The sequence below is a fragment of the Methanosarcina vacuolata Z-761 genome, from assembly GCF_000969905.1.
Classification (GTDB): Archaea; Halobacteriota; Methanosarcinia; order Methanosarcinales; family Methanosarcinaceae; genus Methanosarcina; species Methanosarcina vacuolata.
On sequence record NZ_CP009520.1, the window covers coordinates 3,775,809 to 3,794,246 of the forward strand.

General features: G+C 40.4%; 16 protein-coding genes. 12 read left to right on the forward strand and 4 right to left on the reverse strand.

The window, feature by feature from the left end:
- The first annotated feature begins 316 nt into the window (after positions 1 to 316).
- Positions 317 to 478, forward strand: a complete 162-nt coding sequence (locus MSVAZ_RS20575) for a hypothetical protein (RefSeq protein WP_157206110.1) — start codon at positions 317 to 319, stop codon at positions 476 to 478.
- Positions 479 to 773: 295 nt separating this feature from the next.
- On the opposite strand, the gene MSVAZ_RS15515 is transcribed toward MSVAZ_RS20575, so the two are convergent.
- A complete protein-coding gene (locus MSVAZ_RS15515) occupies positions 774 to 1,022 on the reverse strand; it encodes a winged helix-turn-helix domain-containing protein (RefSeq protein WP_229394529.1) in 249 nt (82 codons plus the stop codon).
- Positions 1,023 to 1,681: 659 nt separating this feature from the next.
- Here MSVAZ_RS15515 and yciH point away from each other — a divergent pair.
- The 3 genes from yciH to MSVAZ_RS15530 all read left to right on the forward strand — a co-directional run bounded on the left by yciH (position 1,682) and on the right by MSVAZ_RS15530 (position 3,843).
- On the forward strand, positions 1,682 to 1,990 hold the full coding sequence (gene yciH, locus MSVAZ_RS15520; RefSeq protein ID WP_011023951.1) for a stress response translation initiation inhibitor YciH: 309 nt from the start codon (positions 1,682 to 1,684) through the stop codon (positions 1,988 to 1,990).
- Positions 1,991 to 2,254: 264 nt separating this feature from the next.
- Positions 2,255 to 2,620 carry a transcriptional regulator gene (locus MSVAZ_RS15525; protein ID WP_048122441.1) on the forward strand — a complete coding sequence of 122 codons (366 nt, stop codon included), beginning with the start codon at positions 2,255 to 2,257 and terminating at the stop codon, positions 2,618 to 2,620.
- Positions 2,617 to 3,843, forward strand: coding sequence for an Nre family DNA repair protein (locus MSVAZ_RS15530; RefSeq protein WP_048122442.1), 1,227 nt, complete (start codon positions 2,617 to 2,619; stop codon positions 3,841 to 3,843). Before MSVAZ_RS15525 ends, MSVAZ_RS15530 begins: the two co-directional genes overlap by 4 nt.
- Positions 3,844 to 4,431: 588 nt before the next feature.
- On the opposite strand, the gene purC is transcribed toward MSVAZ_RS15530, so the two are convergent.
- Positions 4,432 to 5,145, reverse strand: a complete 714-nt coding sequence (gene purC / locus MSVAZ_RS15535) for a phosphoribosylaminoimidazolesuccinocarboxamide synthase (RefSeq protein ID WP_048122446.1) — start codon at positions 5,143 to 5,145, stop codon at positions 4,432 to 4,434.
- A 485-nt stretch (positions 5,146 to 5,630) separates the two neighbouring features.
- On the opposite strand from purC, the gene MSVAZ_RS15540 reads away from it, so the two are divergent.
- The 8 genes from MSVAZ_RS15540 to MSVAZ_RS15575 all read left to right on the forward strand — a co-directional run bounded on the left by MSVAZ_RS15540 (position 5,631) and on the right by MSVAZ_RS15575 (position 15,705).
- Positions 5,631 to 6,911, forward strand: coding sequence for an ATP-binding protein (locus MSVAZ_RS15540; protein ID WP_048122447.1), 1,281 nt, complete (start codon positions 5,631 to 5,633; stop codon positions 6,909 to 6,911).
- A gap of 1 nt (position 6,912) precedes the next feature.
- On the forward strand, positions 6,913 to 7,653 hold the full coding sequence (locus MSVAZ_RS15545; protein WP_048122448.1) for an MBL fold metallo-hydrolase: 741 nt from the start codon (positions 6,913 to 6,915) through the stop codon (positions 7,651 to 7,653).
- Between the two features lie 158 nt (positions 7,654 to 7,811).
- Complete coding sequence (locus MSVAZ_RS15550) at positions 7,812 to 9,200, forward strand: deoxyribodipyrimidine photo-lyase (RefSeq protein WP_048122450.1); 1,389 nt, start codon at positions 7,812 to 7,814, stop codon at positions 9,198 to 9,200.
- Positions 9,201 to 9,495: 295 nt separating this feature from the next.
- Entirely contained in the window at positions 9,496 to 9,822 is a 327-nt protein-coding gene (locus MSVAZ_RS15555) for a hypothetical protein (RefSeq protein ID WP_048122452.1), read from the forward strand.
- Positions 9,823 to 10,048: 226 nt separating this feature from the next.
- On the forward strand, positions 10,049 to 10,282 hold the full coding sequence (locus MSVAZ_RS15560; RefSeq protein ID WP_048122454.1) for a DUF378 domain-containing protein: 234 nt from the start codon (positions 10,049 to 10,051) through the stop codon (positions 10,280 to 10,282).
- A 690-nt stretch (positions 10,283 to 10,972) separates the two neighbouring features.
- Positions 10,973 to 13,159 (forward strand): DUF2298 domain-containing protein, encoded by a 2,187-nt coding sequence (locus tag MSVAZ_RS15565; RefSeq protein ID WP_084626167.1) that lies wholly within the window; start codon positions 10,973 to 10,975, stop codon positions 13,157 to 13,159.
- 123 nt (positions 13,160 to 13,282) lie between these two features.
- Positions 13,283 to 15,007, forward strand: coding sequence for a flippase-like domain-containing protein (locus MSVAZ_RS15570; RefSeq protein WP_048122455.1), 1,725 nt, complete (start codon positions 13,283 to 13,285; stop codon positions 15,005 to 15,007).
- Positions 15,008 to 15,348: 341 nt separating this feature from the next.
- Entirely contained in the window at positions 15,349 to 15,705 is a 357-nt protein-coding gene (locus MSVAZ_RS15575; protein ID WP_048122456.1) for an ArsR/SmtB family transcription factor, read from the forward strand.
- 307 nt (positions 15,706 to 16,012) lie between these two features.
- Here the strand turns inward: MSVAZ_RS15575 and nikR are convergent, their stop codons facing one another.
- On the reverse strand, positions 16,013 to 16,435 hold the full coding sequence (gene nikR, locus MSVAZ_RS15580; RefSeq protein WP_048122457.1) for a nickel-responsive transcriptional regulator NikR: 423 nt from the start codon (positions 16,433 to 16,435) through the stop codon (positions 16,013 to 16,015).
- Positions 16,436 to 16,921: 486 nt separating this feature from the next.
- Positions 16,922 to 18,289, reverse strand: coding sequence for a coenzyme F390 synthetase (gene ftsA / locus MSVAZ_RS15585; protein ID WP_048122458.1), 1,368 nt, complete (start codon positions 18,287 to 18,289; stop codon positions 16,922 to 16,924).
- Positions 18,290 to 18,438: the final 149 nt, after the last annotated feature.

Below are 18,438 nucleotides of genomic sequence, written 5' to 3' on the forward strand. Positions count from 1 at the left end.
CTTTTTTGGATGCCGAAGCTCTGGTTTTTTCTTAATATAATTGTCTCTTCGCTATTCCGTATGGATAAGGTGATTTTCAACTCAAGACTGTATTGGTTTTCATGAGAATATTATGAGGATATCCACACAAAACAACGAAGAGCCATATAAATTGATTATTCCCTTAAATTCAAGAGTTTCAGTATTAGCGTTAACAGTTTATGCCGACATAAAGGGATAAGAATTAAATAAATATTTCTAACCCATACCTTTTCAAAAAACTGCTTTACCGCAAGCCTTTTCAAAAAAGGCTTGAGCGAAAACCCTGAGTGACGGCGTGATCAAACGATGCAACGGTTGTGGCGCAAGCCTTTTCAAAAAAGGCTTGAGCGAAAACTCTAGCAACAACGGGGTCGGCGTGATCAAACGGTGCAACGATTACGGAGCAACGGTTGCGCTCAATTGTGATGACAATCTGAGCTGGAATCAAGAAAATTGAATTATTGAATCGAATTTTTTCTAGCTTTTTGGATTCCCGTAATTATCAAATCTATAGTAAGCTTTCTATTTTCGCGTTTTTCGCAAAATATTACACTGGACGAAAAAGTGATAAGCAACTCTTAATCCGAGATTCAGGGTTAATTCTCCAAGTTGCGTATTATCAGCAGTCATCGGGCCTTTGATTCTCAAAATAGGCTTAAAAATTTTGTCAACTTGGAATGAAATTGGTTTTGGAATGAGCTACGGATAAAAAAGGATTTAAAATGAAGTGAATAAAAGAAATATGTTTAAAGTTATATTTGCTGGATCATTTTTTCCACTTTTACTCCAGATTCGGTAAGGGAGTACATTTCTTCTTTTTTAGTAATTAATTCCTTCTGTTCAAGTTCATCGAGAGTTTTTGCAATGGTGGGATGTGCAACTCTCAGGGTTTTTGATACTCTTGTCCCTTCCATTTCTCCTTTTGAGGAAAGTAAGGAGAGCACTTTTTGCCTTATACTGTTTCCGTTTACAAAACCTATTAAATCGTTCAATTCGTTCATCAGGTGCCCCCGATTTATTAATGTACCATATATTTTTATGCTGCTATATTTATATAATAGAAGTGCATATATATGCAATAGCAGGTTATAGGAAGAGATGGAATTCAAGATATATCTAACTTGTTGCTGGGTATGAAAGGCTCTTTCCGGTAAAATCAGGGATTTTAAGCTTGTTTAGTTTTCTCGGCTTTTTATCTTTTGTGGCTTTTCAGCTTTTCGGCTTAGATCCTTTCCTGAAGCGTTAATCTTTTGAATTTCTTTTAAATATCCAGCTTTTTCGCTTGCAGTCTATACAAATCTGTACTTACAAATCTGTACTTACAAATCTGTACTTACAAATCTGTACTTACAAATCTGTACTTACAAATCTGTACTCTTCACTAACAATAATGTTATTAAATTTACTAGAAGTAAACAGTATAAAACAAACATTACAAAAGAATATATTGATATATTAAAAAATTGAAAAATAATAAAGCTCTGGCTGGCTTTTTATATTGTCAAGAGTTTCGGGTTATTAGCTGAAATTCAATATAAAGTGCCTGTAAAATACCATTAGGCTTTAATACCATCATTGATAAGTACTTTATATCTATCTAGTTATTTTTAGATGTAAGTTACATATACAATGATTACAAATTCGGAGGATATACCAACAAATGAGCAGCGGAATGTGCCCAGTATGTGGGCTTCCAAAAGAACTTTGCATTTGCGAAGAAGTTGCAAAAGAGCAACAGAGAATTACTGTGAAAGTTAATAGAAGAAGATATGGCAAAGAAGTTACCGTTGTTGAAGGTTTCGATGCAAGTGAAATTGATCTTCATGAACTGTCCACTTATCTTAAATCAAAGTTTGCATGCGGCGGTACGGTAAAAGGAAATACTGTGGAACTTCAGGGTAATCACCTGGCCCGCATGAAAGAAGTCCTCATGGAAAAGGGTTTCTCTGCTGAACAAATCAAAAACTAAATCCTGACGATAAATCCTGACAAGTTTCAGGGATAAACCGGGTCTGAGAAATAGCAATAATATTTAGCAATAGCTTTTCAGGTCTGGGATTACTATGTTTTTGTCGGTATTTCAATAGCATGCGTTTTGAGTAAATTAAGAGATATATTTTCTACTCGAAAAGTAAAAGTATGCCGACATATAACTGGTTATGAAATTGATGGATGTAATTTTGGTTAAGAGAATCTTTCAAAATTCACCTGATTTATGCGGTGTTGGTCTCCCATGAAAACAACATGTGAAATTATGGTACAGAAAGTCTTGCCCGCAATAAGGGCAGAACTTTCCAGAACAATGATTTTTGAGCATGGGTGCACGCAGCAGGATGTAGCGGACGTCCTAGAGCTTTCAAGGGCTGCGGTATCCCAGTACGTGAGTGAAAAGCGTGGGGCTGAGGTTGATTTTTCCGAGGAGACTCAGAACGAAATTCGGAAATTTGCATCAGTGCTTCTAAATAAAGACTTATCCTCTCAGGAAAAGGTAGATGGCATGTGCAATGTTTGCAAGTTTGTTCAGAAATCCGGTTGGCTATACAGGAACGCTCCTGAAGCTAAAGCCTGTATCATCTGCGAGGATACGGATTTAAAGTGAATGGAACACTGTGTGTCAAATGTAAAGGAAAAGGACTTTGTGGGCGTCCCCGTTGTCCAATTCTTGAAAAATTCAAATCTTTTCAGTCTATCGCTCCTGTAGTCTCGGGAGATTCGGTTTTTGGAGCATCCCCTCCTGCTGTTTTTGTCGGAAGTTTTGGTTACCCAAGGGTTTCGGCAGGCCCGCTCATTCCCCCTCTGGCAAATGAGAGCGAAGCTTCAGTTTTTGAAGATACTTCAGCCTGGGCAAACATGCAGATTGAAGACATTATCTCCATACGTTCCCGTATGGTCAGGGCAAACACAAATTTCCATGTAAAAGACGCCCGCAGCAAAGAAAACCCCCTCCTTGTAAAGGCGCAGGAACTTGCCCTCTCCAGAAAGCCGGTGGATACCGAAGCCTGGTTTTTTAAAGCCCCTAAACAGGAACTCAAATTCGATGCCGTACTGACGCCTATGGGTCCTTCAGGGCTTGTCAAAAACTTTGAGCTTGCAGAAAATCCAAATGTTCCGAAAAAAGTGGATTACCTTGTCTACGACACTGACGCCCTGGCAAAAGATGCAGTGCTTGAGCTCTATAAAGGAGATATCCCGGCTGAACATATTACTCGCCTGTTCTCAATTGGCCTGCTCGGAAAAGAAAGAAAAATCGTGCCAACGCGCTGGTCAATTACAGCCGTGGATGATATGGCAGGAAAGGAACTTGCAGACCGCGTTAAGGATTTTCCCTGGACCTCAGAGATCCAGCTTTTTAGCGGGACCCATTTTGGGAACCATTTTGAAGTCCTTATCCTTCCACGGGCTTATTCCTTCGAACTTATAGAAATCTGGCTCCCAAAAGCCGTCTGGTCTGGAGAATCAAGCTGGATTGGAGAAGACAGTGAGAGTTACGATGGAAAAAAAGGTTATTCTCCTCTGGCTGGAGGCTATTATGCCTCACGGCTGCCTGTACTTGAATATCTGACAGAAATCAAAAGGCAGGCCTCGGTCTTCGTACTCCGGGAGATAACTCCGGATTACTGGGCCCCCCTTGGAGTTTGGGTCGTCAGGGAGGGTATGAGAAAAGCTCTCAGGAACCCTCCTAAAAAATTCGATTCTCTCGAAGCCGCAGTTTCAGATCTTGCAGGCAGGATAAGCACACCAAAAGCCGAATGGATGCAGCAGGCAAAGATACTTTCAGACTTCCGTTTTCAAACGACTCTGGACTTCTTTTTAAAAACATAACTTAAAAGCAGAGTCAGTGTAAACACAAAAAGAGTATAAAAGCAGAGTCAGTGTAAAAGCAGAGGCAGTATATAAAAATCAAATTGCGGGCGGCCACCCCACCCTAAAGGATGGGGTATGCTTCGGGCCGCCCGCCCGGTTACTTGGAGACAGATGATTAAGTATCCTTTAACAAGGTTTCCTTAACATAAGTGATTGAAATTTTGACCCTCGGTTTCCTATCAGATTTGATGTATCTATAAAAGGAAGCTATGGTTTAGATATTCAAAGAGAAATACGAAGAGGCGAGGGTTCACTTCATCCCCAATCTAAAGAATGGGGTATTCGTGACCCTCTGCGCTCCCGTTGTAATAAAATCAGTGTATACATAAAAATAGTGTAAAAACAAAAAGAGTATAAAAACAGAGTCAGTGTAAAAACAAAAAGAGTATAAAAGCAGAAACAGCGTTAAAACATAAATCGCGTAACAGCAGAACTAACAGAAATACGGATAGACCGCCGATTACAATATAAAAATAAAAATAAGCAGGTAGGAAAACATTGAAGCCTTTATATGGCTAACTCAAGTTTCCTGGCCTTTTTTCACATTTATTCAAAGATTTCGGGCACTATGCGCCGTGCAACTTCTTCGTAAGCTTTGGAAATGTCGCCTTTATCAAATCTGAAGACATCTTTATCCATTGACTGCCCGGTCTTCTTGTCCCAGAAACGGCAGGTATCACAGGAAATCTCATCTGCAAGGATGATTTCTCCATTCCTCCTTCCGAATTCTAGTTTGAAATCCGGAAGTAAGATACCTTTTTTGTCAAGATAAGGCACAAGCAATCCGTTAATTTTCAGAGCGAGTTCCCGGAGTGTGGCGAGTTCTTCCTTTGTTGCTAACCCAAGTGCAAGAGCAATATCGTCATTTAGCATGGGATCCCCATACTCATCGTTTTTGAAGTCAAAAACAAGTACAGGAGACTTAAAAACCGTGCCTTCTTTAATGGGATATCTTTTTGTAACCGAACCTGCGGCAATATTCCTGACAATGACCTCGATTTTTATAATCTCGACTTTCTTCACAAGCATATCGATGTCAGAAAGCATTTCGACAAAATGAGTTTTTATTCCCTCGGTTTCGAGCATCTCAAAGAGTTTTTTTGAGATTTGGGCGTTATAATACCCTTTCTTTTCCATTTCCCCTTTTTTTTCTCCGTTAAATGCAGTCAGACTGTTCCGGAATTCGGTAATAAGGGTGTCGGGATCATCTGTCTTATAGATAGTTTTTGCTTTCCCTGAATAGAGCTGTTCTCTTGTCATGCAATGGTCCTCTCTAGGGATAATTCTGGATTTCCTTAGATAGAGAGATCTTAGGAATGATAGTTTTAATATACTAGTTCTGATAATGCAGAAGTTTTGATAATTCCGTGATATTCCAGAAACAAGCTATTTAGATTAAATCATCTCTAAGACGCGAGTAAATCCACACGGAGACATGATTCGCTATTTCCAGAATTCACAATCACACTCTCTGAAAATGAAACATTTTCCGGAGGCGACAAAGGCTTTTTCCGAAAATACGCTTGAATTCCCAAAAGAGATAGAGTAGATGATAACGTCTTCTGCTAGATAAAGCTATCATCTCCAGCCGATCTTTTCTTTTACTGTCGGCAGCTTCGTAAATTTTATCATTGAAGAAAATCAATTACTAGGTTCAGAAACTTGAAGAATAATTTAAGAACTTACCGCATTTGAGTGCCCAACACTTGATAGTGGATTAGTCCAAGCACGCAACAGGTAAAAACATGTCAGGCCCTATATTAGATATCTTAGAACTACTGCTAACCGCAGAGATCTATAATCGCTATCCAGAACTGGATGTAAATGATCTCCCAAAAAACATTAGAAAAAATTACTGGAACAGCACAGAAAAAACAGTTCCCAAACCCATCACAGCCACGTTTATTCGTATTGAAAAACTGTACGGGCTTAAGGATATCGAGAAAATCGTCAGGAACGTTCCCTTCATAAATACTGACAAGTCTCACTTTGAACTTCGTCTGAGCGCTTTCGAACTTGCCGCAGAATGGTTTGAAAAGCAGGAAGGTTCTCAGGAACGGATCGAAAACAACCCTGTCCTGGCTTATTACTTTGAAAAAATAAGGAAGGACGAGGCCGCAAACTATGCACTTGCAAAGTCGAAAATGAGGCCCAAGGAAGTCGACAGAGAATGGATAGAGTCCCTGGTAGCGGAGATCCGGAAAGAGGACAAAGGCGAAGATATGCTGAAGCTCGTTGTCATTATCGCTCCTGAGGACGTAAGACAAAAAGTCAAAGACCTTGTGCTCACCGAAGAACAGAAGAACGAAGTTGAAAAGATCACTAAAGCCATCGAGCACAGAGAATACCTGCGGGAGATCGGCCTGCATGATATCGGAAAACTCCTGTTTGTCGGACCTCCCGGAACCGGAAAGACCTCAGTTGCCCGTGCACTTTCAGAACGGCTTTCAATCCCGTTTGTTGAGGTCAAACTCTCCATGATAACAGACCAGTATCTTGGTGAGACTGCAAAGAATATTGACAGAGTCTTTTTGCTTGCAAAGAAACTGAATCCCTGCATCCTTTTCATAGATGAGCTCGATTTCGTAGCAAAAGCAAGGACGTCTGACGAGAACGCTGCCATCAAGCGAGCAGTAAATACCCTCCTAAAGGCCATAGATGAAATCAGCCTTGTGGACCACGGAGTTCTTCTGATTGCCGCGACCAACCACCCTCGCATGCTTGATAGTGCAGCCTGGAGACGTTTTGATGAGATTGTTCATTTCCCCCTCCCTGACCTTGAGATGCGTAAAGATATACTAAATATAGTAACCCGACACATCGAAGGGGATTATGACACAGGAGAAATTGCAGAATTAACAGACGGCTATTCAGGTTCGGACCTGCGTGTAGTTATAAGGGAAGCCGTCCTGGGTGCTCTTCTCGAAGAGCGTAAAAAACTTACACAGCAGGACCTGCTGGACGCTGTAGACTCTTTCAATGAGAGAGCTGGCCTCAAGTCTGAAGAGTACGAAAGGAAGAAGTAAGATGAGGCTAACACTGCTTGGGACCGGCGATGCTGTCGGAACTCCTAAAATTGGATGTAAGTGCCCTGCCTGCGAAGACGCCCGAAAAGGTGGAAAGAGCCAGCGCCTTCGTTTTTCTATCCTTGTAGAGTCCGAGAAGGGCAAGATCCTCATTGACACCAGCCCTGATCTAAGGCAACAATTTATCAAACAAAACCTGTCCTGTATAGATGGAGTGATCTGGACACACGGACATTATGACCATTACTCCGGATTTGGAGAGTTCTACAGGGTTCAAAATAAGGTTGATGTTTATGGGGTTCAGGAAAATATTGAATACATAAATCAGTTCGTTTACTTCCTGAAACCCAGGTATCATTATGTGAAGCTCTATGAGCCCTTCGAACTAATCGGGCTGCGGTTCACTCTTTTTAAGGTCACCCACCCTCCTGTAGAGGTTCCTACAGGGGTTATAATCCGTGAAGGTGATAAAAAAGTAGTGATTACAGGAGATACAAACTCAGAAATTCCCGAAGCCAGCCTGGAGCTTATGAAAAATCCGGATCTTCTGATTGCCGATGCTATAGTGCCGCCAAATATTCATATTAAAAAACACATGAACTCCGAAGAGGCCATGGCACTTGCAGAGCAGCTCAATGCAAAAAAAATAGCTTTGATCCATCTCAGTCATTTATTTCGTCCTCATCATATCGAATCCTTATTTTTACCCCTTGGATACGACGGGCAGGTTTTTGAGTTTTAAAAATTTTTAAAACATTGTAATTATCACTTTATATTTTGTCTAAAATTCCTGTTTAAATTGATCCGGGATATTTCTTTAACACGATCTTTGTTTAACACGATCTTTCTTTTTATTATCCTTATGTTAGATCTATATATTCTGGATCCCAAAAACCATTAATGAACACTAAACGTATTCGGCCTATCCTATCCGGGAAACCAGGTAAAGGACCGGTTGCTTACTGGATGAGCCGTGACCAGAGGGTGGAGGACAACTGGGCTCTTCTTTTTGCCCGAAAAATAGCATTTGAAGCCGATGTGCCTGTTTTTGTGGTCTTTTGTCTGGTAGATAGATTTCTGGGAGCTACAAGAAGAAAATATGAGTTTATGCTCAGAGGGCTGCAGGAAGTTGAAGCTACCCTTGCAAGAAAAAAAATTCCATTCTTTTTCCTTCGAGGAGACCCTGAAGAAGAAATTCCAAATTTTATTGAAAAATATGAGATTGGAACTCTTGTTACGGATTTTAGTCCACTTAGAATTAAGAGGACATGGACAGAAAAAGTCGCATCAGGCATTAAGGTACCCTTCTTTGAGGCGGATGCTCATAACGTCGTTCCCTGCTGGGAAGCTTCTAAAAAGCAGGAATACGCTGCCCATACTTTCCGTCCTAAGCTCTTAAGGCTCCTTCCTGAATTCCTTACGGAGTATCCTGAGCTTGAAGCAAATACCGAATTTCCTGAAATTGCCGCAAGCTCCGGAAAATCGGAAACCTTTTCAGAAGTTCAAAAAAACGGAATTGGAACTCTTATTCCAGGGGAGTTTCTTGAAGAAAAAACCGGTTTTTTACCTGACATCGCGCTTTTCGAAGCTGGAGAAACAGCTGCAAGAAAAATTATGGATGAATTTCTCACTAATAAGCTTGACTCTTACTCCACCCTGCGAAATGACCCAACTAAAGATGCCTTATCCAATCTCTCCCCTTATCTGCACTTTGGACAGGTCTCGGCTCAAAGGGTAGCTCTCGAAGTAGAAAAAACAAAAGCTGACCTGGAGTCAAAAAGAGTATTTCTCGATGAGCTCCTTGTGCGTAAAGAGCTCGCCGATAATTTCTGCTATTATAATCCTTTTTATGATAGTTTTGATGGCTTTCCTGAATGGGCAAAGAAAACCCTTAACTCTCACCGGCATGATCAAAGAAGTCATATCTTTACACTGGAAGAACTGGAAACAGGGAGGACATACGATCCCCTCTGGAACGCCAGCCAGATAGAACTCCTCAGAAGAGGGAAAATGCACAGCTATATGCGGATGTACTGGGCAAAGAAGATTCTCGAATGGAGCGAATCGCCCGAAAAAGCCCTTGAGACTGCAATCTATCTGAATGATAAATACGAACTGGATGGACGAGACCCGAATGGATATGCTGGAATCGCCTGGAGTATTGGAGGGGCTCATGACCGCGCCTGGCAGGAAAGAGAAATTTTTGGAAAAATCAGATACATGAGTTACGAGGGTAGTAAAAGAAAATTCGATGTTAAATTATATATTGCAAAATATTCGGCTCTGTAGAAATTCTCAATTATATCTAAACAATTTATACAACTTTTTTGTTTACTTTGCAGTTAAGATTTTAACTTTTCTCGATAGGCCTACAAGCTTATTGAAGCTTAAATTTACTTTTTCCTCTATGATTGAAGTGCTTCGTCTGATTCCAGAAGTAGAGCTTAAAATGAATCTATTTCTTTAGATAAACTGGCCTTCAAACCTACCAATCGGCGGGTAAACATAATTCGCATTAAAGCATTAAGTTAATATTTATCCTGATGTTTTTATTTTAGTGAAAGAATTTATAAGGTGTACAAGCATGAATCAGAATTACTTTTCTCTGGATAATTATTATAAGTATTTCATAGGTCTTGACGGCATTATACTTACTTTCTTAATAATAAAAAGTTATCCAGCTGTTGTTAATTTAGCAACAAAAGATAGCTTTTTTATTCTGTTAGTAGGAGCATTTTGCATATTAATTGATAATTGGAATCGAAAATCGATAAAGTACAGATTATACGTTGAGCTTTACGAAAACGAGTATCAAGCTATTTCTGACTATAAAGCTGGTAAAGTATTCATAAACTTAATTTTTTATGTAATTTCTATATATTTAGTATCTGGCTTATTTGGCGCGCTCTGACACTTGCCAGTGGGACTTTCATGAAGGAATTGATTCATTAGCCCGGGCTTGAGGACAAGGCTTTGATGAGATTAAATTCCTTCTCTTCTATCTTTTTTCTTTAAGAAACTCTAATTTTTATATTAGTCACGTATAAATACAAGTACATCTGATTTTAATATAGGGGTTTTTATATTTCTCCCGGCTATAGAATATAGGAAAATAAAGCAAAAAGGGAGTGATATCTATGGCAGTAAGAAATCCAGTAGATTTGCTCGCACTTATACTTGTTATAGTGGGCGGATTAAACTGGGGGCTTGTAGGGCTCTTCGACTTTAACCTTGTAGATTATATCTTCGGGGTGGGAAGTACACTTTCGAGAATTGTGTACATAATTGTTGGGCTTGCAGCACTTTATACGATTTATTTCGCTACAAGAGCTGACACGTATCACGCTCGTGAGGCCCCGGTACATCATTAAGCAAAAAGATTGGGAAAGCTCCTTTCCAGCGTAATACTGTGAAAGAGATCTTAACCAGCTATGTTTTTTTCAAAAGGCTGGATATGAAATTAAGATAAGGGGTTATTTTTGCTCCTTTAAAATACTTTATTTTATAAATTTATCCTCATTTCTTTTGTCTTCATAACAGGAGAGTCCAGAGGGCCACGAATACCCCGACCTTTACAGGCTGTCCGACAATGTAGATGAGATGGATTCTAGTAAATGAGATGATCTCAAAACTCAAAATTACTTTTCTTAATCCTGTATTCTTAATCCTGTATTCTTAACCCTGTAAAAGATGTTAAATGCAATTTTTTTAGCTAAAAAAGTAATTATAGGCCGTTTATCTGTGTTTAAAGCATTTTCGTTGATTTTGGCAAAACCTCAAATTAAATAATTTTTTTACGATAAAAATATAAACCTATTTACGAAATAGATCTTATCGGTACTTCTTGTCAAGTAAATAAAAGTTGGGGGAACAGGAAGAACGACTGCGAAAGTATTTGGAAGATTTCAATAACTTCTCGGAACCGATATGACCTTTTATGGCTTTTCGGAGCTAAGAAAAAGCTCAGGCTTTGAGTTATTTTTACGCATAAAAAGTACACTTTAGAGAGTGTGTATTTAGAAAGTGTACGTCAAACAACCGATTTTAAAGGGAAGAGTGCAGTGTTAGGTTATCTTCACGTAATTTTCTGGTTTCTATTTATAGAAATACTGGGCCTGGTTTCCATGCCTCTTGCTGGAATAGCGGGAAATCGGCTTGCTGACAAAGGTTATTCTGCAGCAAAGACTCTGGGAATAGTGCTCATTACGTACCTGACCTGGCTTTTTTCCTATGTATGGGGTTTTAACAGACATACGATCCTTATTTCAGTATTTCTGCTTTGCCTTATATCGGGAATTATCTATCGAAAACAAAGGAATTTACCGGAAAAGAAGATCCTGTTGTCAAATGAGTTCGTATTCGCTGCAAGCTTCTTTTTGTTTCTGCTTATACGTATTTATCTCTCTGAGATCTACAGGCATGAAAAGTTTATGGATTTTGCTTTTTTGAACGCAGTGATGAGAACCTCTTCATTTCCCCCGGCAGACCCCTGGTTTGCAAGCGGTTCCCTTGATTTTTATTACTATTTCGGATACCTTTCGGTGGGAGTGCCGGGAAAACTACTTTCTGTCGAACCGTCCATGCTTTTCAACCTGGCTATTGCGCTCACCTTTGCTCTGTCCTTCAATCTCCTTTTCGGGTTTGGATATAATCTTACTCATGGAAAAATAAGGTATGGACTTCTTACTGCTTTATCCGTGATCCTGCTGGGAAACTTGCAGGGACTTAAAGAATTCATATCCATGTATCTTACCAGAGAAACTGCACCAATAGAATACTACTGGAACAGTTCGAGAGTTATCCCATATACAATAAATGAATTTCCTTATTTCAGTTTCATACACGGAGACCTTCATTCTCACATGCTTGCAATTCCGTTCCAGCTTCTGGCACTTGCTTTTCTCCTGAACATATATCTCAGGAAAGACAGCAACCGGGTCTTTGAAAGTATACTGGAACTTCTGATTTTTTCAGTATCACTTGGTTTTTTATTTCCTTCCAATTCCTGGGATTTCCCGATATATCTCAGCCTAACATTTGCAGTTGTTTTTGCTTTTTACTACGGGAATTATATCCACAGTAGAAGCTTATATATCCACAATAAAAGCCTATCTAGATCCGTTACCGGTTTTCTGGGAACAGTTGTTTCAGTTTTCACTCTCAGCCTTCTTTCATATTTGCCCTTTTATCTATCATTTAAACCGCAAGCAGCCGGTGGATTTGACTTTGTTCCGCCAGAACTTCGCACAACAATTGGAGAATTCCTGGTCCTTTTCAGTCTCTTCCTTTTTTTGACCTTTTCTTTCCTCATGACCCGCCTGGAATCCAGAAAAAAAATACAATATTTCATCTTGTGGACTGGAATATCGGCATTTCTTGCCAGAGAACTGGCTATTTCCCTGCTTGTAATCCTCCTCCCACTACTTGCCCTTTCGCTCTATTCTTTCCTGAAAGACCTTCCTGAGAGAAGCAATGCAGGATTCAGCTCGCTTCTGATAGCAATGGCGGCATTCATAGCGATTATCTGTGAAGTTCTCTTTCTCGATGACCCCATTTCCGGGAATTTTGCCCGCATGAATACGGTTTTCAAATTTTACATGCATTTATGGGTTTTTCTGGCTATTGCAGCTTCTTATTCCTTCTATCAACTTTATTCCCGCTACAGGTCCTTTCCCGAGAATGGTCTTCCTACGAACAGGGTTTATGGAAAAAAAGTCTGGATGTTCTCACTCGTGCTTCTGGTTCTCTCATGCAGTTTCTTTCCTGTAGTAGCTACCTTTACGAGAATAGAAGATATGAATGCGAAACCTGCCCTTGACGGCATGGAATACATGAAAGAGCTGGATAGCGGAGATTATGCTGCCATAAAATGGATTCAGGAAAACCTCAGAGGAATTCCGGTAATACTTGAAGCTTCCTCAGACAACAGCAGTTATCATTATATCTCGCGTGTATCGGCAAATACCGGACTTCCTACGGTTATTGGATGGACAAGCCATGAGAGGTTCTGGGGAAGAGACAACGAAGAAATCATGACAAGAATTGAAGACGTAAATGCCATTTACAGTACCGGCAGTATAAAAAAAGCTCTTGAGCTCATGAATAAATATAACGTAAACTATGTTTATATCGGTCAACTTGAACGGCAGACGTATGATATAAAGACGGATAAGTTCGAGGACAAAACTTATTTTGAACCGGTTTACCAGGGTTCAGTCCGGATTTATAAAGTAAAAAAGGGGTTTTGAGTTTTCGGTTTTTAGGGGGAACCTTAAACTCAGAGTTATATAAAAATCTATTTATACAAATCGTAGATTCGCTCCCAATAATGGAATGAAAATAGAGGGGTCTTATCCATTACCAGCGTATCGGTGGTTTTACCAGCTTATAACGAGGCAGCGAATATCGAGAAAGCGGTCTTAGTTACAGCAGAGACACTTTTTAAAACAACTGATCAGTTTGAGATTATCATAGCAGAAGATGGCAGCACGGACGGTACAGACCGGATGGCTTCCGGGCTTGCGGAGCAGTATGCTTATGTTGTCCACCTGCATTCGGATAAACGGCAGGGCCGGGGAAAAGCTCTTAACCGGGCTTTTAAGGCCGCTTCAGGAGAAGTCCTCTGCTATATTGATGTGGACCTTGCGACAGATATGAGGCATCTGGAAAAACTTATCAGGGCTGTGAGCACGGAAGGCTATGATTTTGCTACAGGCTCAAGAATGATGCCTGAAAGCGATGCAAAAAGACCTTTTAAGCGGGAGTTTGCAAGCAAGGGATATAATTTTCTTGTGAGGCTTTTTCTGCGTTCAAAACTCTATGACCACCAGTGTGGTTTTAAGGCTTTCAGGAGGGAAGCTCTCTTTGAACTTCTCGATGAGGTCGAGAATGACCACTGGTTCTGGGATACTGAAGTACTTGTCAGAGCCCAGCATAAAGGATATAGGGTAATAGAATTTCCGGTTTGCTGGAGACATGGAGGGTCAAGCAAGGTTAATCTGGCAAAAGATGTCAAAGGAATGGGGTCCGAGATATTCCGGCTCTGGAGGGAACTCTCATTCCCGCTCGAAGTTTCAGGAAAAGGAAAAGTCTTTTTAACAACTGCCCTTGCAATTCTGATCCTTGCATTTGTTGCAACCTTCCTGGGTGCATCCGATATTCTGGAAAATGTAAAGCAAGCGTCCTTCAGGACTCTGGTTCTAGCCTCTCTGGTGTACTGTGTTTCCTGGCCTTTAAGAGGAGTTCGCTTCCAGCAGATCCTTAAGAGACTTGGAAATCAATACGGGCTTGGATTTCTTACAGGCAGCATTTTTATCAGCCAATCTGCAAATGTAATTCTTCCGGCACGGATAGGAGACCTGAGCAGGATGTATATCCTGAAAAAAAGCAAGGACCTTGCCTTTACAACTAGCTTCTCCTCGATAACAGTAGAAAGAGTCTTTGATATAGTTGCAATAACTTCCATTGCAATACTTGCGTCTTCAGGTGCTGCATCCCATTTTGAACTTGCCCCCTGGATGGAATCCCTGATAAAGCTGTCCGGACTTGCAGTAGTGCTTTTTTTCTTAATTCTCTTTATTGTGTCTTTCCGAGAAGGCAACACAAGAAAAAGATTGGAAATGAAAAAATCCCAGAATGGGACCTCTGGAAAGATAAAGAGTTTTGCCTCTACTTTATTACATCAGATGAGCGTCGTTGCCGTACGTCCGAGCTCGTTTCTGGCAGTAACCGTCTCTTCTCTTCTTATATGGGGAATAGATATATTCACCTGTTTCCTTGTCCTTAAATCTTTTCCGACAGTCGCCGAAAGCGTCTCGTCCACATATATGATATCCCTGATTTTTCTGGCTGTAGCCCTGGGAAATATTGCAAAAATCTTTCCGATAACACCTGGAGCCATAGGAACATATGAAGTTGCCCTTACTGCAGTTTTCGGGCTTGGAGGAATCGAACCGGAAATAGGATTTACGGTTGCCGTACTTGATCATATTATAAAAAATTCAATTACTTTGATAGGAGGCGGTCTCGCTCTCTCTGAGCTCGGACTCAGGTGGAGAGAAGTGCTTTGTACTGATAAAGATGTTTTGAAAGGGTAACTACCACCTGGGTAAAGACCAGCTGGCTTCTTGATTCACATATGGCCATATGGCCATCTACACCTCCAAAGAGCTTTAGTTCGGACCTCACTGGCCCTATTGAGCTATTTTTCCATTTGTCCGTTAAGGCTTTACACGAAAACAATCTGGTACAGCATATTTATAAAAAAATAACAAGAGTAAACAGGATAATGTAAATCTGATCTGAATATTTAAACCAGAGAAACTAAGAAAAATCTGACACTTAAACTGGAGAATCTAAGAAATAAATGAAGCATTAAACACAAGAAATTAAAATAATAACCACATGCTTTATTTGAACTAATGGTTAAGTGGAAGAAATGTCTGAGAAAAAAATAATTGAAGTAAAGGATGCATATTGTCTTCCGGAGGACGTGCTTGATGCCGTGCATGCGGCAATGAATGAGGATGTGGGAGAAATCGGTAGCCTGTTTAAGATACTTTCAGATCCCACCCGCCTCAGGATTCTTAAAGCCCTTGAAGTCCAGAGTCTCTGTGTCTGTGTCCTTGTGGAATGTACGGACCAGCAGCATTCAGCTCTTTCCTATCATCTTAAACTGTTAAAAGAAGCGGGCCTGGTGAACTCGCGAAGAGAACGGAGTTTTCAGATTTATGAACTCACAGAGTTCGGAAACCTGCTCCTGAAGCATATTGAAAATCACTTTGAAAAAGCTTAAAAATAGAAATCAAGAGGAATTTAGTATCCTCTTTGAAATCTTTTCTATCTAGAAATCTTTTCTATCTAGAAATCTTTTCTATCTAGAAATCTTTTCTATCTAGAAATCTTTTCTATCTAGAAATCTTTTCTATCTAGAAATCTTTTCTATCTAGAAATCTTTTCTATCTAGAAATCTTTTCTATCTAGAAATCTTTTCTATCTAGAAATCTTTTCTATCTAGAAATCTTTTCTATCTAGAAATCTTTTCTTTACTCCAGTCTTACTTTCTCATGGCTGTTCGAGAGAAACTTCTGCCTGGGGAAAAATCAGATTTTATCGTTTGATGCTACGGTGGTGAGCTTTGAAAACTTTACCCCTTTGAGGGCCATTATAGCTTCGGCAAGCTCCTTTATCTCTTCACCTTCCCCGTCTAGAACAATCACTTCAAAGCAGTTGTCATGATCAAGGTGTATATGCACCGAAGATTTTATCAGGTGAGAATATTGGTGCTGAATATCTGCGAGAGCATTTGAGAGCCCCCTTTTTGTATGGTCGTAAATAACCGAAACGGTTCCAACACGGTAACCCTTAATATCACCCATCCATTCGTAATAAGAAATATAACTCCTTATGGCATCTCTTATGCCTTCAGAGCGAGAAGAATAACCTCTTTTTTCGATAATCTCATCAAATTTATCTAGAAGGGTATCAGGAAGGGAAACTCCTATCCTCATAAGTTCTGTTTCCATAATATCACCAAATAATCTTGGACTTGTTTACGAGTTAATACTTTAGTATATTATATGTAGCACTATATATGTTTTTTTCACATAGCCACTAATATAAAAGAGTTGATAACAAATATTCATTCTTTAATATTAATCTTTGGGAAAGCTCACATCTGCCACCAAAAAATATATAGGCTTTTTTATGTTAGAAAAGGAACAATCCAGCCTGGAATTAATTAGAGATTAACGGATTAATATAGGAAGAAATAATATCAAAATATGATAAAAGGTAGAAGAAAGTCTTAAAACAACTTATGTTTCAACAGGACTTTAATAAAATTGTATTGAAGATTGCTTTCAGGAATGAGTACATTTTCCAGGTAAACCATTTTTCCGCCATCAACAGTTTCACATTCTCTGTATCTTTTCATCATTTTCTGTGTCCTTGCTCTCTTCTCCTTGCTCTCTTCTCCTTGCTCTCTTCTCCTTGCTCTCTTCTTGTTCTCTTTATCGCCTGTCCACCAGCCTTTTAGGCCTGCCTTTTATCCTGTTAAGTTCGAGCCCCAGAGGGCCTGTGAAATTGAATACTATTTTGAAAGTGCCTTCGGCATAAGCCCTGGAAAGTGGAGGTTTATATCTGAGAAAAGTACGAAGAAAGTTCTCTTTTATAAGGTCCCGGTCGCACATCTCAGGATTTTCACATTCCATACTAACTCTGAGTACGGTTTCTCCCTCGTCTTCTGTGCCATAAAGAAAAGCCTCATATTCTCCGGTTAGATAGTCCATGTTTTCGCGCTGAAAAACGCCCCTTTCCACATCTACGCGGTTAAAAGGAGTGCCTTCCACCCACGCGGTTTCAGCCTCCCGCTGAGGAGTCAGAATTTTCATGTGCGTCCTTCCACAGGGACACTGTTTGCGCGTAAGCACCACAGTCGTGTCTTCTGTATCATAATTTAAAAGAAGGGTTCCTGCTTTTGCCCCAACCGGCAGCAGCGTGCTCAGGATAACTCTTCCGCACTCTCCGTCAGGTACATAATTCTCGAGATGGGGATCATAAATATCAACATGGACAAGATCTTCAGGCACATGCAGCCCTGACACCTCATCACACTCGCCGCACATCGTGCCTTCCGTGCTTCCATAGATATTATACACAGGACAACCCCAGATTTCGGAAAGGTAATTCCTCGACTCGTCAGCAAAGGCTTCTCCTCCCACAACCAGTTTATCTATGCCTGACTCCCGAGGGTCGATGCCCTCTGCCCGTAACCTTCTGGCAAGGCTCAGGAGCTTGAATACGCTGCCTACTATGCCTGTAGGCCTGTAAGCTTCAATAACACGCAGGGGAAATGTGCACTTGCCCTCAGGAATAATGCTCATACCAAGCTGCCTGGCCGCAAGGGTCATGGTGTTTGCTCCTACGTTCATCCCATAAGAAGCACAGACAACAACCCTGTCTCCAGGGCCGAAGCCCTGTGACCTGAAAATACGAGCGTATTTTTCCGAATACCGTTCCCAGTCTTCCCATGTAAGGAAAAAACTCTTTGGGTTTCCGCTGGTTCCGCTGGTCTCATGAACTGTGAAAACATCCTCCCAGCCCACACTCCTGAACATGAATTCGCTCGTTTCCGGAGGCTGGTTTTCGCGGATTGTATTTCCCGAGATTATTGGAAGGTCCAGAAGGTCTTCATGGGTTTTGATCTCAGCCGGGTCCACGCCATGCTTTTCAAACCATTTTCTGTAAAAAAGAGAATTTTCTGCCGCATATTTTACCGTGTACCGTACCCGCTCCTCTATGAGAGCATCCAGTTCTCCCCTGTCCAGAGTCTCGATTTCAGGGTTGAAATAAGGTTTTGAGTTGTCTATAGAAAGCACCCCCAACTGGAATTATAAGATATAGAAAGATAAGATATAGAAAGATAAGATATAGAAAGTCTATTATTTATTGGCTTCAAAGATGAAACGTTTTCTGATGGCTTTTAAATTAATAGCCTCTTTAAACTTTAAAAATAGTAAGGTTGGAC